Genomic DNA, 26,177 nt, shown 5'->3' on the forward strand with positions numbered 1-26,177 from the left:
GGGCCGGCGCCGTGGCGTGGCTCAAGATCGACGACTCAAGCCACATGCACCCGAAGTTCATCGCCGCCGGCAACGCCGCGTTGGGCTTGTGGTTGCGCTGCGGCGCCTACTCCGCGCAGCACCTCACCGAGGGACACGTGCCCGGGGCCGTCGCCAAGCAGTACGGCACCGGCCCGCAGGCCCGCAAGCTCGTTGCGGTCGGACTGTGGCACGAGCACGGGCACGACTGCCCCCGCTGTGCGCAGCCGGCCCCGGGCGACTACGTGGTGCACGACTTCTTCGAGTCCGGTCGCAACGCCACCCGGGCCCAGGTCGAGGCCGCCCGCGCCGCAGCCGCGGAGCGCAAGGCCAAGAGCCGAACGCGTACGAACAGCGCGCGGACCGTCGACGAATCGGCCGCCGATCGTGAGCGAAACGCGCACGGTTCGACGCCGAATGCCGACCGAAACGAACCCCCATTTCAGGGCGGGAGCGCAGGTCAAGAGGGGGTGTCACGGCGTGACGCCGGAGAGGGTGTCACAGGCCCCCAAGCCAGCACCAAGCCTTACCCCTCCACTTCCTACGGAAGTGGAGGCAAACAAGCTAGCTCCGCCGAACCTCGGATCGCCGAGCCTGTGCGGCCCCTCGTCGACGCCATGAGCGCCGCCGGAATGGTCGTCTCGTGGGAGCTCGCGCCGGCCGAGTGGGTGCTGCTGCAAGCCCTGATCGAACGCTGCGGCGTCGCCGTCCTCGTCGACCACGCCGGCGGCGCCTGGCAGGCCGCCCGGACCCGCCCCCGCTCGGCTCGGTACTTCCTCGCCGGCTGGCGCTCCCTCCCATCGATGCCCGCCCACACCCCGGACACCGGCCGCGGCCCCAACGTCGTACCGCTCAAGGCCGGCCGCCCCTCGACCACCGATCAGCGCGTGCGCGACGGACTCGACCTCGCCGCCCGACTCCGCGAACAGGAGGCCACATCATGACCCCGGCCGACGCCGCCGCACTGCTCACACTGTGCGCAGCATTCGACCGCCGCACCATCGGCGAGGCCGACGCCCGCGCATGGGCCTACGCACTGCGCGACGTCCCCCTCGACGACGACACCCGCGACGCCGTCGCCGACCACTACGGCCGTACCGAGGAATGGATCACCCCCGCCCACGTGCGGAAGATCCGGGCCCGCATCCGTGCCGACCGCATCGGCGCCGCCCACCCGGTCTACGACGGCAACCCGGGCGAGACCGGCGCCGAGTTCGCCGAGCGTCGCCGCGCGCAGATCGCTGCCGCGGCCGACGGCACCCTGCCGGCCCGTTCCATCGGGCAGGCACTCGACGCTGCCCCGCCCGGTGAGGTCCTCGCCCTGGTCGCCGGCATCGGTCGCCCCGTCGACGACGAGCCGGCCCCGTACATCACGCCCGAACGCCGAGCAGAGGTACGCGCCCCGCTGAACGGTAAGCGTGCCGCCCTCGTCGAGCTCGCCGTCGACTGCCCGAACGAGCAGTGCCGAGCCGGCCGTCGACACCTGTGCAAAGGATCGCGCGGAGCCGAACTGCGCACCGGAGTGCACGCGAGTCGCCGAGACGCGTACGCCACCGCCTACGCCACCTGCCCCGAGTGCGACGCCGGCCCAGGCCAGCAGTGCACCACACCCGAGCCTCACCCCGCCCGCATCCGTGCCGCCCTCGCACCGGCCCCGGACGCCGAGGCCGACGAGGACGAGCAGCAGAGCCTCGCCCGCCTCATGAGCACCCCGCCGCAGCCGCGCACGGCCCGCGCCCGCCACACGACCGGAGGACTCCGCGCATGACCCCGAACGCCGCCCGGGCCACGATCGCCGCTCACCTGACCGACGCCCTCGACGTACACCCGCACCTCGCCACCCTCACCGCCTCCGAGCTGCTCGACCGCCTCGCCCGCGACGGATGGCAGATCACCGTCGTCCGGGACGCGCGACCGGTCGCGCCTCGCGCGCGGGAGACCTCGCGCGCTCGGCGCCTCGTCGCTGACCTGCTTGCCTGGCGCGTACTTCGCGTTCGTCGTCTTGCGCACGAAGAACGGAGTACCGCCCGATGACCGCCGACCACGTCGCCGCGCTCGTCGTGCTGCTCGTCGTCGTCTCGGGCGTACCGCTCGGCCGGCTCGCGTGCCGACGAGACCCGGGCCCGTTGCGCCGGCACCCGGCCGACACCCGCGGCGCCTGCCCGCCGCACTGCACCACCTGCACCGCACTGAACGAGGGGGACCGATGAACACCCGCACCACCCGCACCCGAGCCGACTCTCGCCGCGGCCGGATCGCCGCCCGCGACGCCGAGCGCGACGCCCGCCGCGACCGCTTCCGGCTGCTGCTCGCCCGCGCCGACCGCGGAGTGCTCACCCCCGAGGACTGCGCCCAGCTCCGCAGCGACGTCGAGGCCGAGGTCGGCGAGTCCGACACCTTCCGGCGCAGCGCCGGCGGACAGCAGGCCGCAGCGATGCGACTGCACAAGCGGATCGAGGCCGCCGAGCAGGCGATCGTCGAGACCGAGGCCGACCGCGACGAGCAGGCCGAGCGGCTCGCCACCGCGGCCAAGCTCGCCGGCGCCCTCGGCGACTACCTGCCCGGCGACGGATGGCACCTCGCCGAAACGATCCGGCGCCTGTGCGAGGGCGAGCTCACGCCCGAGCAGGCCCTCGACGACACCGCCCACTGAACAACCCCCAGGGAGCACCACCGATGACGCCCGCCGCCATTGCCCGTCGCGAGACCGCCGACGCGCTGCGCACCGTCCGGGAGCTGTGGGGCGAGCTGCTGCTCGCCATCGAGACCCCGCCGGCCGATGTGTGGCCCCCGCGGCAGCTCGCACACACCATGCGCGCCAGCGACGACGAGCAGCTCGTCGTCGAGGACCGCGCGCCCCTGGTGTTGCGCGAACATCCCGCCCCGCTCAACCTCGGCGCGCTCGACGCCGGCCTCGCCATCGAGCGGCAGGTGTTCGCCCTCGCCGACACCCTCGCCGCCGCCGTCCAGCACGCAGCCGGCGACGACCCCCGCCTGTGGCGCCCCGCCACCGACCGCGGCCCGGGCAGCCGCGCGCACGGGCTGCACTTCGCGTGCGTGTGGGTCGAGGGACGCGCGCTCGACGAGGACACCGAGCCCGAGCTCGACGAGCACGGCGCCCTCGTCGCCGCCCCGTTCGGCACCCTGCCCGAGCACCTGCTGCACGAGGCACGGCGTACCGCCCTGAGCGTCGAGGGCCGGCTGCTGCGCGCCCTCGGCCTCGACGAGCGGCACACCCCCCTGCCGGACCGCCCATGCCCGTGGTGCGCCGGCGAGCTCACCCTGCACACCGGGCCCGAGCAGGCGCCGACCGTGACCTGCTCGACCGGGGCCGAGTGCCCGGCGCCCGTGGACGTCGACCGGTACGGCCGGCGCGTATGGGAGTGGGCCGACCTGCTGCGGCTCGTCGCCGCGCTTACCGAGGGCGAGCAGCCCGGGGCGGTAGGGCCGGCCGCGGCGTAGCGCTCAACTCCCCATGCTGGCGGGCGAGGTTCACACCACACGATTGGAACTGAGTTCACGTCATCTCTTGTGAACTCAGTTCAGATTGGCTAGGTTGAACCTCGTTCCGCCGGCCTCCACCCGGCACCCAACAACCCACGGGAGCAACCCCCATGGAGCACGAGCAGACGTTCCCCGAGCAGGCCGACGTGCGGTACGCCGTCATCGGCAAGGGCAAGCGCGTGCACTACTCGCCCAGCAACGACGACGGTCTGTGCGGTCGCGGGATCACCGCGTACCTGTCCGCCGAGGAAGCCGCCGCCCTGTTCGCCAAGGGATACGAGCTGTGCGCCCCCTGCCACCGCGCCGCAGAGAAGCGGGCCGAGGCGCGGCGCCTCGCCGACGCGTCGCCGCTCGCCGCCGCCGCGGTCGCCCTCGCCGAGACCGTCGAGCAGGGCGACGCCGAGCGCGCCGAGGCCGAGCAGGACGTCGAGCAGCGGTACATCGTGCACGAGCTCGGCGACGAGTACGGCGTGATGGACACGTACACCGTCGAGTGGGTCATCGAGCAGACCGACCAGAGCGACGCCGAGGCGACCGCCGAGCGGCTCAACCGCGAGCACGCCGAGGCCCGCGCCGTCGGCCCGATCGTGCACCGGTTCCACTCCACCCGCGAGGCGTACGACGCCACGCAGACCCGTGACCACATCCGCGACGGCGACGTGCTCGTGATCGAGCGCGAGCAGGTCGTCGGGTTCCTCCGTAGCGCGTGGCCCACCGCCATCACCGAGGCACGCGGGGAGCTGCATGGCTTGACCGTTCCCGCCCACGAGTACGAGCAGGGCCGGTACGCCGCGAGTGCCGCCCGAGCCGCGCAGCTCGCCGCAGAGCACGGTTTCGTCGTCGCCAAGCTGCACGAGCAGCCCGCGACACCGGCCGTCGAGTCGGCGACGGTCCCCGGCGCGCTGGTCGACCCGTGGACGTGGATTCGTCGCCCGGCGAGCAGCGACGACACGCGCCGCGTCGTGCCGGCCGCCGAGCAGCGCATCGTCGAGGGTGTCGTCGTCGAGCACGCCGGCGTCACCGAGGGCAGCACCCCGAGCAACTCCACCCACCCCGACGTGGTCGCCGCGCGCGCCGCCCTCGCTCAGCTCAAGCCGGCCGCGCTCACCGATCACCACGACGTGACCGAGCCGACCGAGGCCGAGGTCGAGGTGCGCGGGTTCATGCTCGACCCGCGCGGGGGCGGGCGCGTCGCCGCCTACTGGCTCGAAGGGGGCCGCATCGTCCGCCATGACGACCCATGGCACGGCCCGTGCCTCGACATCCTCGCGATGCGGTTCGAGCGCGCGGGATGGACCGTCGAGCCGATGCTGCGCAGCTCGCAGTGCGTGTTCGCTCACCGGCCGGCCGAGGACGAGGTCGAGCAGCCCGCCGCCCCGGTGTCCGCCGCGCTGGAGAAGAACACCCGGGCCGCGAACGTGGACCTCGCCGGCGTCGATTTCGGCGAGCCGCGGTGCCTGCACGAGGTCTACCCCGCGGACGGGGTGAACGGTGACCCGATCACCGCGTGCGCCCGCAAGCCGGCCGGCGGCCGGTTCGGGGTGTGGTCCGACGAAGGATGCGTCGACGGTTTCGATTGCGCGGTCGAGGCCGCGAACGAGTGCGCGCGGCTGAACGGCGAGGCCGAGGCGCCGGCCGGCGACCCGCTGTACTCGTGGGGGCCGATGTGCCCCGAGCACGACGAGCAGGGCCTCGACGACTGCGAGACGTGCAACGCCGTACCGGCCGAGGACCGGTGCCCGGAGTGCTCGGGCAAGGGGTGCCACTGGTGCCACTGGACGGGCGAGAAGCAGCCCGAGCAGACCGAGACCGACACCGGCGAGCGGGACGTCGACGAGCCCGCGGCCGAGGCCGCCGGCACCTGGCGTACGGGGTGGATCGCAGCCCAGCAGGCGCCGGCCGGCGATGCGCTGTTCGACCTCGGCGAAGACGTCGAACAAGGCGCCCTGTTCGTCTGACACGATCGGTCCGCCCCGACATCCCCGGGGCGGACCACGTCGCGACCGGAGACACAGACACGATGACCACCGACGAGCAGCAGTTCAGCGACGACTCGCCCCGCGGGCGCCTGCTGGCAGGTATCGCCGAACTCGTGGACGCGTTCGAGGCCGAGACCGAACGCGAGCAGCAGCAGGCCGCCGAGGCGCGCGCCGCTCTACTGCACGACGTCGCCGCGCAGCACGGACCGGAGCGAGCGGCCGATGAACTGACGCTCGCCGAGGCCGGTCGTATCCGGCAGGCGTACAAGCTCGTCGAGGAAATGACGCCGCGGCTGATCATCACCGCGCACGAGCGCGACGGCATGAACGCGACCGAGATCGCGACCGTCCTCGCCTGCTCTCCCTCGTACGCCTCGCGCATTCTGCGTGAGCGCAAGGCCGCCACCGAGAAGTAAGCAGGCCCCCATCGCTCCACACGACGAGGGCCCTAACCGTGGGCGGGAGCAACCCCCGCCCGGGCTGCGCACAGGCTATCTCGGGCCCGAACAGGCTTGCGCCGTTATCGATCTGTGACCTAATGTTGGGGGCGCCTCCGGCATGCCCGGAAACAACGACCCCCATCACGCCCCGCCGCACCCCCTTCCGCGGCGGGGCGTTCGCATGTCCGCGGGGAGGTGACGCCATGGCCGAGCCGATCCGCGAGCGAGATCGCGAGGCAGTTCGCCGGCTGCACGCCGAGGGCAAGTCCCGTAACCAGATCGCCCGGAGCATCGGGCGCAGCGCCGCCACCGTAAGCAAGATCGCTCGCGAGGAGGGGCTCACCTTCACCGGGGGCGCCCGCGTCGCCGCGGCGACCGAGGCTCGCCGAGCCGATGCTGCCGCGCGCCGCGAGCTGCTCGCCGACGAGGCCCTCGACGGGGCACTGCGCCAGGTCGAGCAGGCCGGCGGCGCCGAGTCCGCCCGCGACGCCCGCGACCGTGCAACCGCCGCCCGCGCGCTCACCGAGGTACACGCCCGAGTCGCCGAGCTCACCCGCCAGACCAGTACCGGCAGCGCCGGCGCCTCGATGCTCGACCGCCTCGCCGATGCCCTGATCGGGCCGAGCGGGGGTGACCGCGAGGGGGTGTGATGCCCGCGCCGCTCCCCCTGTCCGACAAGCAACTGCGCTCGATCCGCGAGTCGTTCACCGCCCGTATCTCGATATGGCACGGCAGCGTGCGGTCGGGAAAGACCGTGGCGAGCTTGCTTGCCTTCCTGCTGTCGATCCGGCGGGCACCGGCAACCGGGTTGATCCTGCTGTGCGGCCGATCGCTGCAAACGATCGAGCGGAACATCATCGAGCCGTTGTCCGACCCCGCGCTGTTCGGGGCGGACGTTGCCTCGGAGATCCGCCACACCCGCGGCGCGACCGTTGCGACGATCCTCGGCCGCACTGTGCACCTGATCGGCGCGAGCGATGCGCGAGCCGAGGGCCGGCTGCGCGGTGCGACTGCCTGCCTGGCCTACGTCGACGAGGCCACCCTCGTACCCGAACCGTTCTTCGTGCAGTTGCTCGCGCGACTGTCCGTACCCGGGGCGAGGCTGCTGTGCACCACGAACCCCGACTCGCCGCGGCACTGGCTGCGTAAGGGCTACCTTGACCGGGCCGGCGAACTGGACCTCGCCGAATGGCACTTCCGCCTCGCCGACAACCCGAGCTTGTCACCGGCCTACGTCGCCGCCCTGTCCGCCGAGTACACCGGCCTATGGCGCCGCCGCATGATCGACGGGGCATGGGTGGTCGCCGAGGGCGCGATCTACGACATGTATGACGAGCAGCGGCACGTCGTCGACGAGCTGCCGGCGATGCGCCGGCACTGGCTCGGCATCGACTACGGCACGACCGCGCCTTTCTCCGCTGTGCTGCTCGGCCTCGGCGACGACGACCGGCTGTACGCCTGTGCCGAGTGGCGGTACGACTCCCGCGCGCGGCATCGGCAGATGACCGACGCGCAGTACAGCGCCGCCGTCCGCGGCTGGTTGGCCGAGCTCGGCGTCGAGCCCGAGTGGACGTTCGTGGACCCGAGCGCGACGAGCTTTTCGGCGCAGCTCTGGGCCGATGGGCACCCCGGCGTCGCGCGGGCCGATAACAGCGTGCTCGACGGCATCCGCAGCGTGTCGAACGCGCTCGACGCCGGCCTGCTGCTCATCCATCGCTCGTGCGAGGGGCTGCTCGACGAGCTGCCCGAGTACGCGTGGTCGGAAGAGGCCGCCGCCCGCGGTGAAGACCAGCCGATCAAGGCAAACGATCACAGCGTCGACGCCGCCCGCTATGTGCTGCACAGCACCGCGCACGAGTGGCGCCACCTGCTGACGCTCGCCGCCTAGTCCCCCAACCACCGCCCCGCCGCTCGATGGCGCTCGGGGCCGCACGCGTGCCGAAGGGGGGTGAGGCATGTCTGCCGACTGGACCGACCGTTTCCTCGCCCGCGTCGTCGACACCCCCGCCGGCTGCTGGCAGTGGACCGGCTACCTGATGCCGAACGGGTATGCCCGCATCTCGATCGCCGGCGAGCGCCAGTACGCGCACCGCGTCGCCTACGAGGCCATGGTCGGGCCGATACCCGAGGGCCTCGTGATTGACCACCTGTGCCGCAACCGCGGGTGCGTCAACCCCGATCACCTCGACGCCGTGACGCAGCGAACCAACGTGCTGCGAGGCGAGTCGCACGCCGCCGCTCGGGCGCGGCAAACCGCCTGCATCCGAGGTCACGCATTCGACCGAGCCAACACCTACCGGGCCGGCAACGGCACCCGGAAGTGCCGCAAGTGCCGCGCCGCCGCGCGCGAGCGCGCTCGACGCAGACAGGGGGTGACGCGTGTCCCTGCCTGAGAACGGCGCCCCGTGGCCGCCGCCCCACCTGTCCACCCTGTACCGCGAGATCGCCGTCAATGATGCTTGGTACTCGGGCGACCGAAAGAGGCTCGCCGAGGTCTACCGCACCGAGCGGCAGCGCCGCAGCGACGGCCGGCGCCGCCTGTGGGCCCGACACCGCTCGACCGACCGAACCAAGGGTGACGACGGTCGGCTGCACATTCCCCTCGCCGGCGACATCGCGAGCGCCTCGGCCGAGCTGCTGTTCGCCGAGCCCCTCGCGCTCACCGTGGCGGACACCGGCACGCAAAGCCGGCTCGAAGACATCGCCGAGGCCGGCGGACTGGCGAACACCCTGCTTGAGGCCGCCGAGATCGGGGCCGCGCTCGGAGGAACGTTCCTCCGAGTTACCTGGGATGCCGAGCTCGCCGCCCGGCCGCTGATCACCGTCATGCACCCCGACCGCGCCGTGCCCGAGTTCTCGTACGGGACTCTGCGCGCCGTGACGTTCTGGCGCGAGCTGCCCGGCAGCGACAACGACACCGTATGGCGCCACCTCGAACGGCACGAGCGCGGGCGGATCGTCCACGCCCTGTATCAGGGGACGTCCGACCGAGTCGGCACGCGCGTGCCGCTCACTGAGCACCCCGATACGGCCGGCCTCGTCGACTCCCTCGACGCCGAGGGCGACACCATCACGACCGGCGTTGACGCACTCACCGCGGCGTACGTGCCCAACGCGTTGCCCAACCGCCGCCACCGCGGCAGCCCGTTCGGACGCTCCGACTACGACGCGCCCCTGCATGACCTCATGGACGCGCTTGACGAGACATGGTCGAGTTGGCTGCGCGACATCAGGCTCGCCCGCGCGCGGTTGATCGTCCCGGACGCCTACCTACGCGACCACGGCCCCGGCCGCGGCGCCTCGTTCGACGACGACCGGGAAATCTGGGCCGCCCTGTCCATCCCGCCCACCGAGGGCGCCGGCATCACCCTGTCGCAGTTCGCGATCAGGGTCACCGAACATCAGGCGACGTCCGACGCGATCGTGCGCCAGGCCGTACAGTCCGCCGGCTACTCGCCGGCCACCTTCGGCATGGACGATCAGGGCGCGGTGACCGCGACCGAGGTCAAGGCGAGGATGCGGCGCAGCATGACCACCCGCGAGAAGAAGTCGCGATACTGGGCGCCGGCCCTCGCCGACATCCTGCACGTGGCGCTCATGCTCGACCGCCGGCTGTTCACTCCCTGGCTCGTCGTCGAGCGGCCCCGAGTCGCGTTCGGCGACGGGGTAAGCGAGGACCCGACCAGCGTCGCCCAAACCCTGTCGCTGCTCGCACAGGCGCAGGCCGCGAGCGTCGACACACGGGTGCGCATCCTGCACCCCGATTGGGACGACGACGCCGTGCGGGCCGAGGTCGACCGCATCCTCGTCGAGACTGGCGCCGCCGTGCCCGACCCCATGCAGGCCGGCGCCCTCGCCTGACATAAGGAGGGGGCGCCGTGCCGATTCACCCCGGTCTCGTTGAGGACCTGTCCGCCGGCGTCCGCAGCCTGTACGAGGACGCCGAGCAGCGGCTGCTCGGGATCGTCGCACGGCAGCTCGCCAACGGGTACGAGGCTCCGGGGTGGGCCGTGGCCAAGCTCGCCGATATCCAGCCGCTACGGCGCGCGGCGCAACAGGTCGTCGACGCGCTCTCGACCGCCGTCGACCTTGAGGTGTGGGACGTCGTCGCCGAGGCGTACAACGTCGGGGCGCAGGCCGGCCTCGCCGAGCTCGGCGCCCTGGACGACGACGACGCCCGGCGGATCGCCGAGACGACGCCGGCGACGCGCGCCGTCGACCGGCTCGCGCAGGAAACGGTCGACCTCGTCACCGAGACGCACCGCGGCATTCTCCGCGGCGTCGAGGACGGATACCGGCAGGTGATCGCCGAGGTAGCGGCAACGCCGCTGCTCGGTATCGACACCCGCCGCCAGGCCACGCAGCGCGCTATGGAGCGGTTCGCCGACCGCGGGTTTCGCACGTTCGTCGACCGCTCCGGGCGCGCGTGGCAGATGACGAGCTACGCCGAGATGGCCACCCGTACCGCGCTCGGGCGAGCCGCGGTCGAGGGACACACCGACCGACTGCGCGCGGCCGGCCTCGACCTCGTCATCGTCTCCAACGCCCCGCACGAGTGCCCGCTCTGCAAGCCGTTCGAGGGCAAGGTGCTGTCGATCGATGGCCCCGACGGGCCGCGCGAGGTCAGCGTCGAGCACGCCATCGAGGACGGCCGTACGGTGCAGGTGCACGTGGTCGGCTCCCTCAACGGGGCGCGGGCCCGAGGCTTTCAGCATCCCAACTGCCGGCATTCCGTCGCCGCCTACCTTCCTGGTGTGACCCGCGTCCCGGAGGACGCGTCCGAGGACCCCGACGGGTACGAGGCGACACAGAAGCAGCGCGCCATCGAGCGCAACATCAGGAAGTGGAAGAAGCGTTCAGCCGCCGCCCTCACACCCGAGGCCAAGCGCGCGGCCGAGGCCCGCGTGCGCGCGTGGCAGGGACGGATGCGCGGACACCTCGCCGATCATCCCGAGCTCATCCGCCGGCGGGAGCGCGAGCAGCTCGGCGCCGGCAACCTCCCCCCGGAGACTGGCACCGCCGGCCGGCCCGGCACGCCGACCGGCCCCGGCTCCGATGTGTTCGAGGCCGCGCGCGTGCGCGCCGGCGACGAGCGCACGCTGCCTGAGCTCACCGACGAGCAGCTCGGCGCCGCCATCCGGCCCGGTGTCCTCGATCAGCGCGACCTCGACCGCATCCGCACCGAGGCGGACCGGCGCGACGAGGCCGCGCTGCTCGCCCGGCTGCGCCCCGACGGCCGGCTCGCCGAGCCGCTTACGCAGTTCAGCGACGACGAGCTCGCCGCCGCGTTCGCGCACCTGGGCGACGACGAGCTGCTGCGCGTCGTGGCCGAGCTCGACCGGCGCGACGTCGACGCCGCCCTGCCGGCCGCGCGCCGCGACCTGATCGGCCTATCCGACCGCGAGCTCGCCGCACGGGCCCGCAACGTCGACGAGGCCGAGCGCGCCGAGATCGCCGCCGAGGCCAACCGGCGCCGGCTGCTCGCCGAGGTCTTCCCCGGCGGCCGGCTCGCCGCGGACCTGTCCACCGTCGGCGACGACGTCCTCGGCTGGGCGATCCGGTACGCGACGCCCGAGGACGTCGAGCGGATCGCCGACGAGCTCGACCGCCGGTACCCGCCGGCCCCGCTCCCCGAGGCCGCCGGCGCGCACACCATCGAGGGGCAGCTCGCCGACCGGGCCGCGATCGACGAGGCCCTGGCGCCGGCCGAGGGTCCCGACGAGTGGGGGTCGCTCGCCGTCGACGAGGACCCGTACGCCGGCATGACCGCAACCGAGCGATGGATCGCCGAGCGCGAGTACGAGGCCGAGCAGCAGCGCACCGCCTACACCCGCACGCAGATACGCGAGATGTACCGCGAACACGTATGGGCGCAGTACCTCGCCGCCGAGGACGCCACGAACGGCTATCTCCTCAACCGCAAGGCACGCGCCGCCGGCGTCGACCCGGCAACCCTGTTCACCGGGCCGGCACACATCGCGTACGCCCGGGCGAGCGAGGACCTGATTCGGTGGTGGCAGGATCACCCACGTCTTACGCTTGCCGAGTACACAGAGCAGATCACCGGCGTGCGGAACGCCGCCGCGGAAACCGCGCGCAAGTCGCGCGATGATCAGCAGAACCGACTCTGAGGGGGCAGCAGTGGGCAGTCGGGGCGAGCTCGCCCGAGCCATCAACGCCGGCGCCGAGGCCGGCCGCAACGGTGACCCGGTCACCTCGTGCCCGTTCCCCGCTGGTGACCTACGCCGCTCGGCATGGGTGCGCGGATACGCCGGCGCGCGACCGCTCCCCGACGAGTCCGACGACTAGACGCTCGGCCACCTCCAACACCCCGTAAGGGCCTGCCACATGGCGGGCCCTTTTTTCATGCCCGCACACCGCCCAAGGACGGATCACGCATGTCTGAACCCACCTCGACGCCGGCCCCCGCCCCGGCCCCGACCGACCCGCCCGCGGCCCCGCCCGCGGCACCCCCGGCACCGCCCGCGCCGGCCGCGCCCGCGGCGCCGGCCCCCGCGGTCGACCCGGCGGCCGAGCAGCGCGCCACCGAGGCCGAGCAGGCAGCGCAGCGCGCACAGGCCGAGCGCGACGAGCTGCTCGCCGCACTGCGCAGTGTGCTGGACCCGAGCGGCGCGGCCGGTGAGCAGGACCCGGCCAAGCTCGCCGAGCAGGCCGCCACCGAGCGCGACAAGGCGCTCGCCGAGGCTCGGCAGCTCCGTGTCGAGCTCGCCGCCCACCAGGCCGCGCACAAGGCCGGCGCCGACCCCGCGCGGCTGCTGGACTCCCGCACGGTCGAGAAGCAGCTCGCCGCCCTCGACCCGACCGACCCCAAGTTCGCCGAGCAGCTCGACACCGTGATCGCCGCCGCGGTCGAGGCGAACCCGCTGCTGCGCGCCGAGGGCACCGCGCCGGCCCCGCCCAAGGGGGGCGCCGACTTCACCCCGGGCGCACCGCAGACGGTCACGCCCGAGCAGTTCGCCCGCATGAACTACGCGCAGCGCGTCGAGCTGCACCAGTCCGACCCCGATCTGTACGCGCGGCTGTCCGCCGCAAGCGAGTAAGGAGGGCAGCCGATGCCCGCAGGAAAGACCACCGCGGCACAAATGATCGTGCCGGACGTCTGGGCCGACATGGTGCAGGCGAAGTTCAAGGGCGCGCTCATCCTGGGCACGCTCGCAGTCGACGACAACACCCTCGAAGGCAAGCCCGGCGACTCCGTCAGCTTCCCCAAGTGGACCGCGCTTGGTGAGGCAGAGGACCTGACCGAGGGTACGCCGATGACCCCCGAGCAGCTCGGCACGAACCCCGGCAACTCGGCCACCATCAAGGAAGCCGGCAAGGCGGTCGAGCTCACCGACAAGTCGAGGCTTGTCGCGTTCGGCGACCCCTACGCCGAGACGCAGCGGCAGCTCGGCGTACTGATCGCGCGGAAGATCGACAAGGATCTGACCGCGGCGGCCGAAGCAACCGGCGTGATCACCGTCGACGCGTCCACCAAGGCTCTGTCCTGGGACGTGATGGTGTCCGGCATCGAGCGCTTCGGCGACGAGTGGGACCCGGAGAACATGGCCGGCCTCGTCATCCATTCCGTACAGCGCGCCGCCCTGCTGCGTGACCCGAACTTCATCAGCGCCGACAAGCTGGGCACCGGCGCAGTCATCCCCCGCGGCGTGATCGGCCAGGTAGGCGGCGTGAACATCTACGTTTCTGACCGCGTCACTGTCACCCCGGGCACCACGCCCACCTATAACGCGCTGCTGATCCGGCGCGGCTCGCTCGGCCTGCTCTACAAGCGCCGGCCGATCGTCGAGACAGACCGCGACATCCTCGCGCGCACCACGGTCGTCACGACCAACGTTCACTACGCGTGCCACCGCCTCGACGACGAGGGAATCGTCGTGCTCAAGACGAAGGGTGCGGCGTGATGATGCTCCGTCGCTATCACCGCGGAAACGATCCTTCGGACGACGAGGGCGAGCAGCAGACAACCGAAGACGAGCAGACAGACGGGCCGCCGGCGAAGAAGCCGACGGCCCGTTCTGCTGCCCGCGACAAATCGCGGGGGTGATCGTGGCCCGACAGCCCTACGCCACCCCCGAACAGCTCGCCGCATGGCTCGGCCGACCCGCACCGGCGGACGCCGAGCGGCTACTCGCACGGGCCGGCGAGGACATCGACTCGGCTCTGCTCACCGCCGTATACGCAGTCGACGAGGACGGCGACCCACTCGACCCGGACGTGCGGGCCGCACTGAGCAGTGCCACGTGCGCACAGGTCGAGTACCAACTCGCCGCCGGCGACGACGGCACCGGCGCGGCCGGACAGTGGGACTCGGTATCGATCGGGCCCGTAAGCCTGTCCGGGCGCGGCCGGCGCGCAACGGCGACGGCCGGCGTCGACCTGGCCCCGCGCGCCGAGCGCGCGCTGCGACGGGCCGGCCTCACCCCAGGGCGGGTGTTCCCATGGTGACCCGCGTTCCCGAGGTCCTGCTACGCCACCGCATCCGCATCGAGCCGTACGCCGGCGACGCCGCGTACGGGCCCACCTACCGGCCGGCGGTCGAGGACGTGCCGGCCCTCGTCGACCCCTCGCCGCGCCTCGTGCGCACCCCGGAGGGGCTCGACGTCACCGCTACGGCGACGTTCATCGCCAGCCCCGAGCTCGACTGTCCGCCCGGCTCACGCGTGACGCTGCCCGACGGCCGCACCACAACCGCGCTCACCGTCGCCCATCACACCGCCCCGGGCCTCCCGGTGCCTGCCTGTACGGAGGTGAGCTGCGAGTGAGCCGTGCCCGTACCCGCATCCGATGGAACGGCGACGCAGTCCTCGGCCGCGCCCGAGCCGGCGCCGCGCGCGGACTGCGCCTCGGCGCCGAGCACCTGCTCGCCGAGTCCCGAACCGAGGTCCCGATCGCCGAGGGCACCCTCGAACGCTCCGGGACCGCCACCGTCGACGAGCGCGACCTCGTCGCCGGCGTCAGCTACGACACCCCGTACGCCGCGCGCGTGCACGAGGACCTCACCGCTCGGCACTCCCCGGGCCGTAAGGCCAAGTTCCTTGAGGACCCGGCCAACCGCGAGGCCGGCGTCATCGGCGAGTTGATCGCCGCCGAAGTCCGACGGGCGATGCGTGGCTGACCTGCTCGACGGCGTCGCCCGCTACCTCGACGAGCTCGGGCTGCTCGCCTACGACCCCGCTGGCACGGGCGGCGACACGTTCATCGAGACCCTGCCACCCGAGCCGGCCGAAGCGGTCGGCCTGTGGCTCTACGGGGCCGGCGAGCAGGACGCCCGCAACGGCTACGACACCCGATCACTACAGGTGCGCGTGCGCGGCACCGCGGACCCGCGCACCTCGCGCTGCCGCGCCGAGGCCCTGTACGGCGCGCTGCACGGACTCGCCGGCCTCGAACTTCCCGACGGGACATGGCTCGTGCTCGCCGCCGCACAGGCGCCGGCCCCCATCGGCACCGACGCCTCGGGCCGGCACGAGCACACGGTGAACGTCCGCCTCGACGTGGCCAACCCCACCACCCACCGACCCGACTAGGAGGTGTCCCCATGGCCGCGAACAGTCGGCCCATTGACGCCCGCGGTTGGCTGTTCGAGGTCCTCGACGCCACCGTGACCAGCCCGGAAACGTGGCTGCCGATCGCCGGACTCACCAGCTTTACCCACAACCCTGGGGAAAACGAGGAGACCGCCGAGACGACCGCGTTCGACAGCGAGGGCTATTACGAGCAGGACGTGATGCAGAGGGGCGCGACCCTCGAAATCGAGGGGCAGTACCGCATCGACCCCACCACCAAGACCCGCGACGCTGGACAGGCGTACGTCGATGAAGTCTGGGCGAACCGCCTCGGCATCGACTCGCACAACAAGGTGCGGTGGCGCCACAAGAGCCAGACGCAGTGGGTCATCTGGGACGCCACCGTGACCCCGGGCGAGCAGGGCGGCGAGACCAACGACAAGACCTCGTGGTCGGCAACGATCACGAGGAGCGGCAAGCCCACCTCGGCCCCCGTGTCCGGCGGAACGACCCCGACGACGCTCGCAACCAAGACGGGGGGTGACGCGTGACCGAGTCCCCCGAGCAGCTCGTCGAGGTCGAGTCCGCGGACTTCGATGCGTTCTTTGCCGAGCAGGCGCCCGCCCGGCCACGGGTGACGTTCACCCTGTACGGGCGCGAGTACACCCTGCCCGACTCCCTGCCGCTGCTGTTCACGCTCAAGATGGAGCAGGTACAGCACAGCTCAGACCCCGACGACGTGCGCGCCATGCTCGCGACGCTGTTCGGCGAGGGCGCCCTCGACACGTGGGCCGCGCACGGCATGACCGACCGGCAGCTCGGCGTCGTGCTGATCTACTCCGCCGCCAACGTCCGCAAGCCCGGCTCGATGACCATGCAGCGCGCCGCCGAGCTGCACGACGAGCAGGAAGCGGCCAAGGAGGGAAAAGCGGCGCAGGGCCCGAATCGAGCGGCCCGTCGGGCGAGCAGGAAGAAGGGCAAGCCAGCGCGTTCTGGCGCGCGGTCCTAACCCACTGGGGGGCGGTCGAGGCAGACCTCGCCCGCGAGTACGGCCTCGACGCCGCGCAGCTCGCCGCCCTGTCCACCCGCCGTTTCCTCGTCCTCGTCGGCGGACTGCCGGCCGAGGCCAAGTTCGCCCGCGCGTGGTCGCGCACGCCCCGCGAGGTCGACGACCCGGCGGAGATCGCAGCAATCACCGGCCTACCGGCCGGCCCGACCGACGGGGGGTGATGTGCTGTGGCGCTCACCGTGGCCGAGCTGCTCGCGACGATCGACGTCGACGAGTCGGGCGCCGAGCAGGGCCTCGCCCGCGCCGAGCAGAGCGTCGTCGCCGCCGCCGAGGCCATCACCGCCGAGGCCGCCCGCGCCGGCGACCGCGCCGGGCAGCAGCTCGGCGAGGGACTCGCCGAGGGGACCGAGGACGGAGCCGAGCAGGCCGCCGGTGGGCTGCGCGACAAGCTGAGCGCGTTCGGATGGGCCGCCGTCGGTGCGACCGTCGGCGCCGCTCTGCTCGGCGGCGTCAGTAAGGCGCTCGACGAGCAGAAGTCGAACAGCCTGCTCGCCGCGCAGCTCGGCGCCGACCCGGCACAGGCAAAGCGGCTCGGCCAGGCGGCCGGCGCCCTCTACAGCAAGGGGTACACAGACTCCGTCGCCGACGCGAACGAGGCCCTCAAGTCCTTGTGGCAGCAGGGCCTCGTACCCGCGGACGCGACGCAGAAAGAGCTCGAAAAGATCGGCGGCCGGCTCTCGCAGGTCGCACAGATCATGGGCGAGGAGGTCGGGCCCACCTCGGCCGCGGTCGGCCAGATGCTCAAGACGGGAATGGCCAAGAATGCCGAAGAGGCATTCGACATTCTCGTAAAGGGCACGCAGAACGGCCTCAATAAGTCCGAGGACCTGCTCGATACCTTCAATGAGTATTCGACGCAGTTCCGCGACATGGGAATGTCGGGACAGCAAGCAATGGGCCTCATTCAGCAGGGGCTCGCCGCTGGTGCCCGAGACGCCGATATCGTCGCGGACGCGTTCAAAGAACTAAACATCCGCATCAAGTCGGGTGAGGCGGCAGACGCGCTCAAGTCCATTGGACTGAACGCCGATGAAATGGCCGCGGCTTTCACCAAGGGTGGGCCGACCGCGAATGCGGCACTCGATACATTGATGGACCGCCTACGGGCGGTGAAGGACCCGACGGAACGCTCGCGTCTTGCGGTTGCCTTGCTGGGCACGCAGGCCGAGGACCTCGCCGGCGCCCTTTTCTCCCTCGACCCCTCGACCGCTGTTGCATCGCTCGGCAAGGTCGATGGGGCAGCGAAAAAGGCCGGCGACACGATGCGGGATAACGCGTCGACGCGCGTTACGGAATTCACCCGCACTCTTGAGCACGGCTTTGTAAGCGTGGTCGGGAACCTCGTCGTACCGGCCCTGTCGGCTGCGGCCGATGGTGCGATTGCCGTCGGCTCTGCCTTTGCTACCGGCGCCGCGTTCGTGTCCGAGCACGGTGTCGCGTTCGGCATCGTCGCCGGCGTCATCACCGCCGTCATGCTGCCGGCCCTGATCGCCCTCGGGGTGCAGGCGTACACGACGTCGGTCGCCACGGTGACGAGTTGGGCGACGCAGACCGCGGCCGGCGTGACGGCAGCAGCTCGGTTCGTTGCGACGAACGCAATCATCGTCGCCGGCTGGATCGCGCAGGGCGTAGCCGCCGCCGGTACGGCGCTGCGGGTAGTGGGCGCGTGGGTGCTCATGGGCACACAGTCGCTCATACAGGCCGCGCGCATGGCCGCTGCCTGGCTGATCGCCATGGGCCCTATCGCGCTCGTGATCGCCGCGATAGTCGGTCTGGTCGCACTGGTCGTCTCGAACTGGGACGCGATCAAGAACGCAACGCTCGCGGCCTGGAATTGGGTTTGGGAAAAGATCAAGTGGGTTGGCGAGAAACTCGTCGAGTTCTTCCTCAACTTCACTTTGGTCGGCCTGATCATCAAGCACTGGGATTCCATCAAGACGGGAACTAAGCGCGTCTGGGATGGAACAGTCGAATACGTAAAGGCCCTCCCCGGAAAGCTAGTCTCTTTTTTTGTCAATTTCACCTTGATCGGGCTGATTATCAAGCATTGGCAGTCCATTAAGGAGGGAACCAAGACCAAGGCGGGCGAGATGCTCGCGTACGTGCGCGGACTGCCGGGGAAAATCGTCGGGTACTTCGGCGACTTCGGCTCGATGTTGTACGACAAGGGCGCGGATTTGATCCGCGGTTTGTATAACGGCGTCAAGGCCATGGGATCGTGGCTCAAGGGAAAGCTGATCTCTTTCGCCAAGAACATGATTCCTGGGCCGATTGCAAAGGCACTCGGTATCAGCTCGCCATCGCGAGTTATGGCGCGTGACGTCGGCCGCTGGATTCCCGCCGGCGTCGTCAAAGGCATCCGCTCCGGGCAGGGCGCGGTCGACCGCACCATGCGCACGCTCATCCCCTCCCCGAGGATGCCGGCCCTTGCCTCGGCTGGCGCCGCGCCCTACGGCGCGCAGGGGCCACTCGGCCTCGCCGCGCCGGCCGGCCCCACGGTCCGTATCGAGCACTGGCACGCAGCAGACACCGGCACGCCCGAGCAGAACGCCGCCGCACTCGCCTGGCACATGAAACAGAGGGGGTGACAGATGGCCGCGGGCGACCGCGTGACCGCCCCTGGGCACATTCAGTACGGCGACGAGCTGCTGCTCGGCCCCGGCACCCCGTTTCGGTGGCGCACGCTCTCAGGCTGGGAGGAACTGCCCGCGCTGGATTCCGGAAGCGTCAACCGCAGTGACAGCCATGGGAGTTACCCCGGGCGCCTGCTCGCGCAGCCGCGCACGATCACCGTTGATGACGTGATCGTGCGCGCGCCGGCGTCGACCATCGGAGCCACGCTGCGCGCGCTCAACGCCGCGACCGCGGTCGTCGACGACGAGCTGCCGCTCGTCGTATGGCTCGACGACCGCGGGCCGCTGCTCGCCGGCGCCCGCGTCGTACGCCGCGCTGTGCCCGTCGGCCTCGGCTACCGGGTGGGCACGATCACCGGGGCAGCGATCCAGTGGGAAGCGTCCGACCCGCGTCGATACGCGCTCGTCGAGCAACAGGTCGAGACCCGCCTGCCCGCGGCCGAGGCCGGCCTCGACTGGCACATCGACCCGGGACCCGAGCACCTCGCGTACCCGCTCGATTTCGGCGAACCGGGCAGCACTGGCACGGTCGTCACGCTCAACGAGGGCGACGCCAGCACGCACCCTGTCGTCGCCTTCCGCGGACCCGTGGCGCTGCCCTCGATCACCAATCTCGCAACCGGCGACGTCCTCGAATACGACATCGAGCTCGCCGCCGACGACACGCTGCGCGTCGATACCGCCGACGGCACGGTGACCCTCAACCGCACCGCGAGCCGGCTCTACACCGCGACCGCGCGCAGCGTCCCCGAGAACACGTTCACCCTCGCCCCCGGCACGGCCGCGCTCACCTTCCGCGCCGCCCCGGGGTCCGAGGACCCGCGCGCCTCGTGCTCGATCAGGTGGCGCTCGGCCTACTGGTAAGGAGGTGGCCTGCCTGTGACCGTGCGCGCCGGATGGCTGCTCTCGGCGGGGCAGACCCGCGCAGATACGCGCCTCGTGCCACTGGGCACGATGGTGCCCGAGTCCCCCATGACGAGCCGCGACGGCGTGATCGCCGGCGGCGACCCTCTCGCCGCGACCGGCGTCGGTCCTATGCAGGTGCAGATCGGCACCGGCCGCGCCATCGTGCAAGGGGCCGCCACGCAGGGGGCATACCCGGTGGCTGTCACCAGTCCCGAGACGCTCACGCTCGCCGACGGCCACGCGCAGTACACCCGCATCGACTCGGTAGTGCTGCGGGTGTACGACGAGCTGTACGACACCGACAAGCAGACCGCGGTCGCCATCGAGATCATGCAGGGAGCAGCGAACGCGACGCCGACCCCGCCGACGGTCCCGACCGGCGCACTGCGCCTGTGGGACATCACCGTGCCGGCCGGAATCTCGGCCGGCACGGGCGGCATCACATGGTCGAGCGCGCTCGCCGACCGCCGCCGGTACACCGCCTCGTACGGCGGGATCATCCCCCGCGGGTGGGGAACATCGTTCACCGGCGCCTACCCAGGCCAGTACCGCGACAACGGCACCGGCCTTGACCGGTGGGACGGTACAGCGTGGCAACCGCTCACACCGTCCGTGGGTTGGACCGCGGTAACCCTCGCCTCTGGCTTCTCGAACAACGGCAACGCACAGGGCACCTTGCGATACCGGCGCATCACGATCGCCGGCGTTCCGTTCCTCCAGCTTCGGGGCGGCGTGTCCTGGGCGACGTCCGGCACGATCCCCAACAGCGGGAACCTGTTGGCCTCGGTCCTGCCGGCGAACTGCCGACCGGCCGCTCTTACCTCCCTCCCGATCGCCGCCGGCGGTGTCGACATCAAGCTCGACGCGCAGACGTCGGGACAACTGCGCCTGATCGGCAGTACGGGCGTGACCACCTGGGCCGCTCTGTCCGGGGTGCAGTACCCGCTCGACGCGTAAAGGGGGTGAGCCTTGCCCGCTCCCACATACCGGGCGCTGCTGTGCGATCTGCGGTCCGATCAGGTCCTCGACGCGCTGCCGCTCACCGACGTGTCCCTCGACGACTACATCGGCAAGGTAGGCGCCGCCTCGGCAACCATCCCGCTACCGAACCGGCAGCTCGCCGCCCGCGCACGGGCCGCGGTCGTCCCCGGCCGTACGGCCTTGTGGATCGAGCGGGGGTCCGAAATCTGGTGGGGCGGCGTGCTGTGGACTGCCAACCTCACCAGCAACGAACGCGGGTTCCTCGGCCTACAGATGCAGGCCGGCGGATGGGCGAGCTACCTCGATCACCGCGTCGTGTTCCACACCCAAGAGGCCAAGCAAACCGATCAATTCGACCTCGTCCGCGCGCTGCTCGACTACGCCGCCGGCCTGCCCGGCGGCGACATCGGCATCGAGTACGGCCCCGAGTTGTCCGGAGTGCTGCGCGACCGCACGTACAGCCGCTACGACCAGCCCCGTATCCGTGAACTGATCGACCAACTCGGCTCCGTCGAGGACGGTTTCGAGTGGCGCATCGCCAGTCACCGCGACCCCGGAAGCGGCCGACGCGTCAAACGACTACAGCTCGGCTCGCCCACCATCCGGGCCGGCACATCCGAGATCGTGCTCGACCACCCCGGGCCCGTACTCGCCTACGGGTGGCCGATCGACGCCACCGTGCAGGCCAACGTGTGGCAGTCGCGCGGAGCGTCGGACAACCGCAACCAAGCCGCGGAATCGGTCCCGATCATGTCCGAGCTGCTCGTCGACGACGACGAGCTCGCCGCCGGGTGGCCGCGGCTGGACGGAACCTCGGACTACTCCACCGTGACCGAGCCGGCCACCCTCGCCGCCCACGCGCGGGCAGACCTTGCCGCCTCGCTGCACCCGCGCACCATTCCCGAGGTGACCGTCGCCCTCGACCGCGTCGCCCTCTCGCCGGCCCTGCTCGGCGCAACGATCCGACTCCGCATTCGCGATCTGTGGTGGGCCGAGGGCCTCGACGAGCGGTACCGCGTCGTCGGCCTCGCGATCTCCCCGCCGCTCCGCGGCCGGCCCGAAACCGCCCGCCTGTACTTGGAGGCTGCCTAGTGGCTGCGATCCCGCAAGACCTGCTCGACCGAATCCGCGAGCTCGAACGCAAGGTGCGCGAGCTCGCCGGCCGCTCCCAGATCCGGCCGGCCCTGACCGAGGTTCTGCACGGCGACATCGTCATCGGTGAGGGCGGACAGCTCATGGCCAAGACGCCCGCCGGGCAGACGACGTTCATCGTCGGCGACACCAAGCAAGGTGACTGGGGTGTCGGCATCGGTCGCCAGGACGGCAGCGCCGCCCTGACCGTGGGCGACGACGTCAACGGCGGCGACCGACAGATGATTCGCATGTGGTCCCGCGACCGGGACGCCCCCGACCGCATCCTCGTCATGGATGACGCTTTCTCCGACCGCTTCCTCGGCCGGCCGTGGCTGCCGTTCCCTATGTACCCGACCGCCAACGCAGCGATGCAAGGCACGACGTCATGGCAGTTCGCATGGCTCGGCCGGATGCCCGTGCAGAACGCGGTCGCCGTCATCAGCTTCTCGACGATCTCAAGCGCCGGCGGACAGGTCCGCATCAACTACGTACCGCCGAGCGGCAACGTCCAGACGATCAACACATGGACCGTGCCGAGCGGCTCGCAGTGGATCAACCAGACGGTGACACAGCCGCTCCACGGGACCGAGTGGGGCGACTCCGTCCTGTTCCAGATCGAGCACCGCAACAGCGCCAGCACCGGCGCCATCGAGACGCGCATGTTCTCGGCGTACACCCGCAACACCTTCTCGACCAGCGAGGCCCCCGACGCACCGGTGCGTGCTGCCGCCGCGGCGGTCGCCTCGTTCGAGCTCGGCGCGGACGCTCCCACCGACCAGCAAAAGGAGGGCCCCACCGGTAGTGCTGCCTGAGTCCATCCCCACCGTTACCGTTCGCGCCCGCTTCCTGTCACCGGACGGCCGGCCTCTGTCGGGGTCGATCGTGTTCCGCGCGCCGAGTCAGATCACGTTCCCGCAAGCCGACGTGATCCTCGGCGGTCCGGTCGTCGCGCAGCTCGACGCGCAGGGCGCCGTCGAGATCACGCTGCCGGCCACCGACGCGCCGGGCATGGACCCGGCCGACTGGTCGTACACCGTGACCGAGCAGCTCGCCGGCATCCAGCCGGGCCGCTCGTACGCGCTGCTGCTGCCGGCCGAGCAGCACGAGGTCGACCTCGCCGACGTCGCCCCGCGCGACCCGAGCAAGCCGCAGTACGTCGCCGTTCGGGGCGCCTCGGCGTACGAGGTCGCCGCCGCCGAGGGGTACCAGGGGACCGAGCAGCAGTGGCTCGCCTCGCTCGTCGGTCCCACCGGGGCCAAGGGTGATCAGGGCCCGATCGGACCCACCGGCCCCCAGGGTCCAGCCGGACCCACCGGCCCGCGGGGCGAGCAGGGCCCGGTCGGGCCCACCGGCCCCCAGGGGCCGACCGGCCTCACCGGTGCTACCGGACCAACCGGCCCCACCGGACCGGCCGGCCTCGTCCAGTCCGTCAACGGCAAGAGCGCCGCCGACATCATCCTCGCCGCCGCCGACGTCGGCGCGATTGCGAGCACTGCGGCCGGCACCGCCGGCGGCGTCGCCACCCTCGGCCCCGACGGCAAGGTGCCCGCAGCGCAGCTCCCTGCCACGTCGGGGGGCGGCGCGGTGACGTCCGTCAACGGCAAGCAGGGCGACGTCATCCTGAACGCCGGCGATGTGGGCGCGGCCTCGGCCACGCACACCCACACGGCCGCGGACGTGGGAGCGGAGGCCGCCGGCACCGCGGTTTTGCTCGCCGGCACGCAGACGATCAGTGGTGCAAAGACGTTCAGCACGGTCCCCTCGTCGACCGCTGCCCCGACGAGCGCGAACCACATCACGAGAAAGAGCTACGTCGACGCCGCGGCGTTCGCCGGCGAGTGGTCACCCGCCGATCACGGCCTGCTCGCGTGGGCATTCGACCCTGCCCTCGCGCAGTCCACCGGTCTCTACCCGGGGTCCGGCCCCATCCGGGTCACTGCCGTCAACCTCCGCACCGCCGCCACGGTCAACCGCATCGTTTGGTTCGCCACCGGATACGCCGGCGGGCTCACCACAGGGTCATGGGCGGCGATCTACAACTCGTCGGGTACCCGCGTGGCTGCGACCGGCGACATGTCCACCGCGACCTACGAGCCGGCCGAGGTCCACAACGAGGGCGGGGCGACGATCAGTTCGCCACTCACAGCCGCGTACTCCGCCGCGGCCGGCCTCTACTACGTGGCCTGGCGACTTCAGTACAACACCACGACGGGCGACGGGCCGATGATGCTCGCCGCCGAGTCCGGGGCCGGCGCCCCGCCCAATGTCTTCGGATACAGCGCCGTGCGCCGCTTCGGCGTCTACTCGACCGGCGCCGCCTCGGCTCCGGCATCGATCACTGTCAGCGCCATGGAGAACGGCGCTAACCGATTTTGGGCCGCGCTCGCGTAGAGCACCGCCCCGCCTCACATCCCGCCCCGCGCCTACTGGCCGGGGCTTTTTTCATGCCCGAGGAGGGCCACCCTTGCAGTTCGTTTCCCGCTCTCAGTGGGGCGCCCGCCCCTCCCGCTACGAGCTCACCTACATAGCCAGCACGCGCGGGGTGAAGATCCATTACGAGGGCACACCCGTGCCCGCATCCCTCGCCCAGCCCGAGAACCACGGGCAGTGCGCCGGCCGCGTCCGCGCGATCCAGGCGAGCCACCTCGCCAACACCAAAGAGAACTACAGCGACATTGCGTACAACGCGATCGTCTGCCCGCACGGCTACGTGTACGAGGGCCGCGGTGCCCACAAGAAGACCGGCGCCAACGGGAACAGCTCGCTCAACGCCGCGCACTACGCCGTGTGCGCCATGGTCGGCAGCTCCGGTCTGACCACGCCGACCGACGAGCAGCTCGCTGGGCTGCGCGACGCCGTCGAGTGGCTGCGCAAGAGCGGCGGCGCCGGCAACGAGATCAAGGGACACCGCGACGGATACGCGACCGCCTGCCCCGGACCGGCGCTGTACGCATGGGTGCAGAAGGGCGCCCCGCGTCCGGGCGGCACCACGCAGCCCAAGCCCAAGCCGCCGGCGTACGAGCCGTTCCCCGGCGTCGAGTGGTTCAAGAAGCACCCCCGCTCGCCGATCGTCACCGCCATGGGGCGGCGACTCGTCGCCGTCGGCTGCTCCGCCTACCGCGAGGGCCCCGGCCCCCAGTGGACCGAGGCCGATCGCCAGTCGTATGCACGGTGGCAGCGCCACCTCGGCTACCGCGGCGACGACGCCGACGGGTGGCCCGGCCGCGCTTCCTGGGACGCGCTGAAGGTCCCCAAGGTCTGACCCGACCGCCCCGCCCCGCGGTCCACCCGCCCGCCGCGGGTGGGCCGTTCCCCTTTTCACGAAGTGAGGCACAACCCATGACCGATGCCAACCGCCGCACCGTACGAACCGTCGTGCAGACCGTGCTCGCCCTGGCCGCCGGACTGCCCCTGATCATCGACGCCGCCGGAATCCCGCAGACCGAGGCCGGCGTCGGCGTCGCACTCGCCGTCGCCGCGGGCATCACGCGCGTGATGGCGCTGCCCGTCGTCGAGGGCCTGCTGCCCGCATGGCTGCGCGCCGAGCCGAGCAGCGACGACCGACTGCTCGCCCTGTCGCAGAAGGAGGACCCCACCGAGTGAGCCCAGCAACGACCGGCGTCGCTTCCCTCGACGCCGCGGTGATCTGGTGCGGCGCGGTCGTTGCCATCACGGGTGCACTCACCCTCGTGTGGCGGGCGACTCGATCCGTGCGCCGCATCGCCGGCAAGGTCGAGGACTTCGTCGACGACTGGCAGGGAACACCGGCCCGCCCGGGTGTTCCGGCCCGCCCCGGAGTCATGAGCCGACTCGGCACTATCGAGGCCACGCTCGAACGCGTCAATCACGAGCTGCACCCCAACAGCGGCACATCGCTGCGCGACGCCGTCGACCGAGTCGACGAGCGCACCCGCCGTATCGCCCCCGACGACGAGACGTAGACACCAGCGCGCCCCCGCTCCCCGGCCTTGTGCCGGTGAGCG

31 protein-coding genes are annotated in these 26,177 nt (G+C 71.6%); all 31 read left to right on the forward strand.

Features of this window, described 5'->3' with window-relative positions; translation table 11 throughout:
* Window positions 1-11 precede the first annotated feature (11 nt).
* The 31 genes from ACIBBH_RS24100 (at window position 12) to ACIBBH_RS24250 (ending at window position 26,135) form a co-directional block, all read left to right on the forward strand.
* Window positions 12-962, forward strand: a complete 951-nt coding sequence (locus ACIBBH_RS24100; protein ID WP_399407783.1) for a mucin-2 — start codon at window positions 12-14, stop codon at window positions 960-962.
* Window positions 959-1,786: a hypothetical protein gene (locus ACIBBH_RS24105; protein WP_399407785.1), complete on the forward strand. Its 828-nt coding sequence runs from the start codon at window positions 959-961 to the stop codon at window positions 1,784-1,786. The genes ACIBBH_RS24100 and ACIBBH_RS24105 overlap by 4 nt, the downstream gene beginning before the upstream one ends.
* Window positions 1,783-2,052, forward strand: coding sequence for a hypothetical protein (locus tag ACIBBH_RS24110; RefSeq protein WP_399407787.1), 270 nt, complete (start codon window positions 1,783-1,785; stop codon window positions 2,050-2,052). Before ACIBBH_RS24105 ends, ACIBBH_RS24110 begins: the two co-directional genes overlap by 4 nt.
* Window positions 2,049-2,228 carry a hypothetical protein gene (locus ACIBBH_RS24115; protein ID WP_399407789.1) on the forward strand — a complete coding sequence of 60 codons (180 nt, stop codon included), beginning with the start codon at window positions 2,049-2,051 and terminating at the stop codon, window positions 2,226-2,228. Before ACIBBH_RS24110 ends, ACIBBH_RS24115 begins: the two co-directional genes overlap by 4 nt.
* Entirely contained in the window at window positions 2,225-2,671 is a 447-nt protein-coding gene (locus ACIBBH_RS24120) for a hypothetical protein (RefSeq protein ID WP_399407791.1), read from the forward strand. The genes ACIBBH_RS24115 and ACIBBH_RS24120 overlap by 4 nt, the downstream gene beginning before the upstream one ends.
* Before the next feature lie 23 nt (window positions 2,672-2,694).
* Window positions 2,695-3,480, forward strand: coding sequence for a hypothetical protein (locus ACIBBH_RS24125; RefSeq protein WP_399407793.1), 786 nt, complete (start codon window positions 2,695-2,697; stop codon window positions 3,478-3,480).
* Between the two features lie 152 nt (window positions 3,481-3,632).
* Window positions 3,633-5,480 carry a hypothetical protein gene (locus tag ACIBBH_RS24130; RefSeq protein WP_399407795.1) on the forward strand — a complete coding sequence of 616 codons (1,848 nt, stop codon included), beginning with the start codon at window positions 3,633-3,635 and terminating at the stop codon, window positions 5,478-5,480.
* A gap of 62 nt (window positions 5,481-5,542) precedes the next feature.
* Window positions 5,543-5,917 carry a hypothetical protein gene (locus ACIBBH_RS24135; RefSeq protein WP_399407797.1) on the forward strand — a complete coding sequence of 125 codons (375 nt, stop codon included), beginning with the start codon at window positions 5,543-5,545 and terminating at the stop codon, window positions 5,915-5,917.
* Window positions 5,918-6,144: 227 nt separating this feature from the next.
* Entirely contained in the window at window positions 6,145-6,591 is a 447-nt protein-coding gene (locus tag ACIBBH_RS24140; RefSeq protein ID WP_399407799.1) for a helix-turn-helix domain-containing protein, read from the forward strand.
* Complete coding sequence (locus tag ACIBBH_RS24145; protein ID WP_399407801.1) at window positions 6,591-7,829, forward strand: PBSX family phage terminase large subunit; 1,239 nt, start codon at window positions 6,591-6,593, stop codon at window positions 7,827-7,829. Before ACIBBH_RS24140 ends, ACIBBH_RS24145 begins: the two co-directional genes overlap by 1 nt.
* Window positions 7,830-7,896: 67 nt before the next feature.
* Entirely contained in the window at window positions 7,897-8,334 is a 438-nt protein-coding gene (locus ACIBBH_RS24150; protein ID WP_399407803.1) for an HNH endonuclease signature motif containing protein, read from the forward strand.
* Entirely contained in the window at window positions 8,321-9,802 is a 1,482-nt protein-coding gene (locus ACIBBH_RS24155; protein WP_399407805.1) for a phage portal protein, read from the forward strand. Before ACIBBH_RS24150 ends, ACIBBH_RS24155 begins: the two co-directional genes overlap by 14 nt.
* A gap of 17 nt (window positions 9,803-9,819) precedes the next feature.
* Window positions 9,820-12,072 carry a phage minor capsid protein gene (locus ACIBBH_RS24160; protein ID WP_399407808.1) on the forward strand — a complete coding sequence of 751 codons (2,253 nt, stop codon included), beginning with the start codon at window positions 9,820-9,822 and terminating at the stop codon, window positions 12,070-12,072.
* Window positions 12,050-12,250, forward strand: coding sequence for an Rmf/CrpP fold protein (locus tag ACIBBH_RS24165; protein WP_399407810.1), 201 nt, complete (start codon window positions 12,050-12,052; stop codon window positions 12,248-12,250). The genes ACIBBH_RS24160 and ACIBBH_RS24165 overlap by 23 nt, the downstream gene beginning before the upstream one ends.
* A gap of 89 nt (window positions 12,251-12,339) precedes the next feature.
* A complete protein-coding gene (locus ACIBBH_RS24170) occupies window positions 12,340-13,002 on the forward strand; it encodes a hypothetical protein (protein ID WP_399407812.1) in 663 nt (220 codons plus the stop codon).
* Between the two features lie 12 nt (window positions 13,003-13,014).
* The gene (locus ACIBBH_RS24175) at window positions 13,015-13,866 is read left to right on the forward strand and encodes a N4-gp56 family major capsid protein (protein ID WP_399407814.1); all 852 of its coding nucleotides are present in this window, start codon (window positions 13,015-13,017) and stop codon (window positions 13,864-13,866) included.
* A 145-nt stretch (window positions 13,867-14,011) separates the two neighbouring features.
* Window positions 14,012-14,410 (forward strand): hypothetical protein, encoded by a 399-nt coding sequence (locus ACIBBH_RS24180; protein WP_399407816.1) that lies wholly within the window; start codon window positions 14,012-14,014, stop codon window positions 14,408-14,410.
* Entirely contained in the window at window positions 14,404-14,727 is a 324-nt protein-coding gene (locus ACIBBH_RS24185; protein WP_399407818.1) for a hypothetical protein, read from the forward strand. The genes ACIBBH_RS24180 and ACIBBH_RS24185 overlap by 7 nt, the downstream gene beginning before the upstream one ends.
* Window positions 14,724-15,080: a hypothetical protein gene (locus tag ACIBBH_RS24190; protein ID WP_399407819.1), complete on the forward strand. Its 357-nt coding sequence runs from the start codon at window positions 14,724-14,726 to the stop codon at window positions 15,078-15,080. Before ACIBBH_RS24185 ends, ACIBBH_RS24190 begins: the two co-directional genes overlap by 4 nt.
* A complete protein-coding gene (locus ACIBBH_RS24195) occupies window positions 15,073-15,492 on the forward strand; it encodes a minor capsid protein (protein WP_399407821.1) in 420 nt (139 codons plus the stop codon). Before ACIBBH_RS24190 ends, ACIBBH_RS24195 begins: the two co-directional genes overlap by 8 nt.
* An 11-nt stretch (window positions 15,493-15,503) precedes the next feature.
* Window positions 15,504-16,022: a phage tail tube protein gene (locus tag ACIBBH_RS24200; RefSeq protein WP_399407823.1), complete on the forward strand. Its 519-nt coding sequence runs from the start codon at window positions 15,504-15,506 to the stop codon at window positions 16,020-16,022.
* Window positions 16,019-16,480 (forward strand): hypothetical protein, encoded by a 462-nt coding sequence (locus ACIBBH_RS24205; RefSeq protein WP_399407825.1) that lies wholly within the window; start codon window positions 16,019-16,021, stop codon window positions 16,478-16,480. The genes ACIBBH_RS24200 and ACIBBH_RS24205 overlap by 4 nt, the downstream gene beginning before the upstream one ends.
* Window positions 16,481-16,707: 227 nt before the next feature.
* Window positions 16,708-19,128 (forward strand): phage tail tape measure protein, encoded by a 2,421-nt coding sequence (locus ACIBBH_RS24210; protein ID WP_399407827.1) that lies wholly within the window; start codon window positions 16,708-16,710, stop codon window positions 19,126-19,128.
* Window positions 19,129-19,131: 3 nt separating this feature from the next.
* Window positions 19,132-20,037 (forward strand): phage distal tail protein, encoded by a 906-nt coding sequence (locus tag ACIBBH_RS24215; RefSeq protein WP_399407829.1) that lies wholly within the window; start codon window positions 19,132-19,134, stop codon window positions 20,035-20,037.
* 15 nt (window positions 20,038-20,052) lie between these two features.
* On the forward strand, window positions 20,053-21,036 hold the full coding sequence (locus ACIBBH_RS24220; RefSeq protein WP_399407831.1) for a hypothetical protein: 984 nt from the start codon (window positions 20,053-20,055) through the stop codon (window positions 21,034-21,036).
* A gap of 12 nt (window positions 21,037-21,048) precedes the next feature.
* The gene (locus ACIBBH_RS24225) at window positions 21,049-22,152 is read left to right on the forward strand and encodes a hypothetical protein (protein ID WP_399407832.1); all 1,104 of its coding nucleotides are present in this window, start codon (window positions 21,049-21,051) and stop codon (window positions 22,150-22,152) included.
* Window positions 22,152-23,006, forward strand: a complete 855-nt coding sequence (locus ACIBBH_RS24230) for a hypothetical protein (protein WP_399407834.1) — start codon at window positions 22,152-22,154, stop codon at window positions 23,004-23,006. The genes ACIBBH_RS24225 and ACIBBH_RS24230 overlap by 1 nt, the downstream gene beginning before the upstream one ends.
* Window positions 22,996-24,585, forward strand: coding sequence for a phage tail protein (locus ACIBBH_RS24235; protein WP_399407836.1), 1,590 nt, complete (start codon window positions 22,996-22,998; stop codon window positions 24,583-24,585). Before ACIBBH_RS24230 ends, ACIBBH_RS24235 begins: the two co-directional genes overlap by 11 nt.
* Before the next feature lie 73 nt (window positions 24,586-24,658).
* A complete protein-coding gene (locus ACIBBH_RS24240; protein ID WP_399407838.1) occupies window positions 24,659-25,456 on the forward strand; it encodes a peptidoglycan-binding protein in 798 nt (265 codons plus the stop codon).
* 77 nt (window positions 25,457-25,533) lie between these two features.
* Complete coding sequence (locus tag ACIBBH_RS24245) at window positions 25,534-25,797, forward strand: hypothetical protein (protein ID WP_399407840.1); 264 nt, start codon at window positions 25,534-25,536, stop codon at window positions 25,795-25,797.
* A complete protein-coding gene (locus tag ACIBBH_RS24250; RefSeq protein WP_399407842.1) occupies window positions 25,794-26,135 on the forward strand; it encodes a hypothetical protein in 342 nt (113 codons plus the stop codon). The genes ACIBBH_RS24245 and ACIBBH_RS24250 overlap by 4 nt, the downstream gene beginning before the upstream one ends.
* Window positions 26,136-26,177 lie beyond the last annotated feature (42 nt).

This window comes from Streptomyces sp. NPDC051636, from assembly GCF_044453765.1.
In the GTDB taxonomy this organism is placed as follows: domain Bacteria; phylum Actinomycetota; class Actinomycetes; order Streptomycetales; family Streptomycetaceae; genus Streptomyces.

What these genes read in the sequence shown, in the direction of transcription:
- ACIBBH_RS24105 (WP_399407785.1), top strand. Translation starts at nt 959, where the DNA reads ATGACCCCGGCCGACGCCGCCGCACTGCTCACACTGTGCGCAGCATTC.
- ACIBBH_RS24110 (WP_399407787.1), top strand. Translation starts at nt 1,783, where the DNA reads ATGACCCCGAACGCCGCCCGGGCCACGATCGCCGCTCACCTGACCGAC.
- ACIBBH_RS24115 (WP_399407789.1), top strand. Translation starts at nt 2,049, where the DNA reads ATGACCGCCGACCACGTCGCCGCGCTCGTCGTGCTGCTCGTCGTCGTC.
- ACIBBH_RS24120 (WP_399407791.1), top strand. Translation starts at nt 2,225, where the DNA reads ATGAACACCCGCACCACCCGCACCCGAGCCGACTCTCGCCGCGGCCGG.
- ACIBBH_RS24125 (WP_399407793.1), top strand. Translation starts at nt 2,695, where the DNA reads ATGACGCCCGCCGCCATTGCCCGTCGCGAGACCGCCGACGCGCTGCGC.
- ACIBBH_RS24130 (WP_399407795.1), top strand. Translation starts at nt 3,633, where the DNA reads ATGGAGCACGAGCAGACGTTCCCCGAGCAGGCCGACGTGCGGTACGCC.
- ACIBBH_RS24135 (WP_399407797.1), top strand. Translation starts at nt 5,543, where the DNA reads ATGACCACCGACGAGCAGCAGTTCAGCGACGACTCGCCCCGCGGGCGC.
- ACIBBH_RS24140 (WP_399407799.1), top strand. Translation starts at nt 6,145, where the DNA reads ATGGCCGAGCCGATCCGCGAGCGAGATCGCGAGGCAGTTCGCCGGCTG.
- ACIBBH_RS24145 (WP_399407801.1), top strand. Translation starts at nt 6,591, where the DNA reads ATGCCCGCGCCGCTCCCCCTGTCCGACAAGCAACTGCGCTCGATCCGC.
- ACIBBH_RS24150 (WP_399407803.1), top strand. Translation starts at nt 7,897, where the DNA reads ATGTCTGCCGACTGGACCGACCGTTTCCTCGCCCGCGTCGTCGACACC.
- ACIBBH_RS24165 (WP_399407810.1), top strand. Translation starts at nt 12,050, where the DNA reads ATGATCAGCAGAACCGACTCTGAGGGGGCAGCAGTGGGCAGTCGGGGC.
- ACIBBH_RS24170 (WP_399407812.1), top strand. Translation starts at nt 12,340, where the DNA reads ATGTCTGAACCCACCTCGACGCCGGCCCCCGCCCCGGCCCCGACCGAC.
- ACIBBH_RS24175 (WP_399407814.1), top strand. Translation starts at nt 13,015, where the DNA reads ATGCCCGCAGGAAAGACCACCGCGGCACAAATGATCGTGCCGGACGTC.
- ACIBBH_RS24185 (WP_399407818.1), top strand. Translation starts at nt 14,404, where the DNA reads ATGGTGACCCGCGTTCCCGAGGTCCTGCTACGCCACCGCATCCGCATC.
- ACIBBH_RS24200 (WP_399407823.1), top strand. Translation starts at nt 15,504, where the DNA reads ATGGCCGCGAACAGTCGGCCCATTGACGCCCGCGGTTGGCTGTTCGAG.
- ACIBBH_RS24215 (WP_399407829.1), top strand. Translation starts at nt 19,132, where the DNA reads ATGGCCGCGGGCGACCGCGTGACCGCCCCTGGGCACATTCAGTACGGC.
- ACIBBH_RS24245 (WP_399407840.1), top strand. Translation starts at nt 25,534, where the DNA reads ATGACCGATGCCAACCGCCGCACCGTACGAACCGTCGTGCAGACCGTG.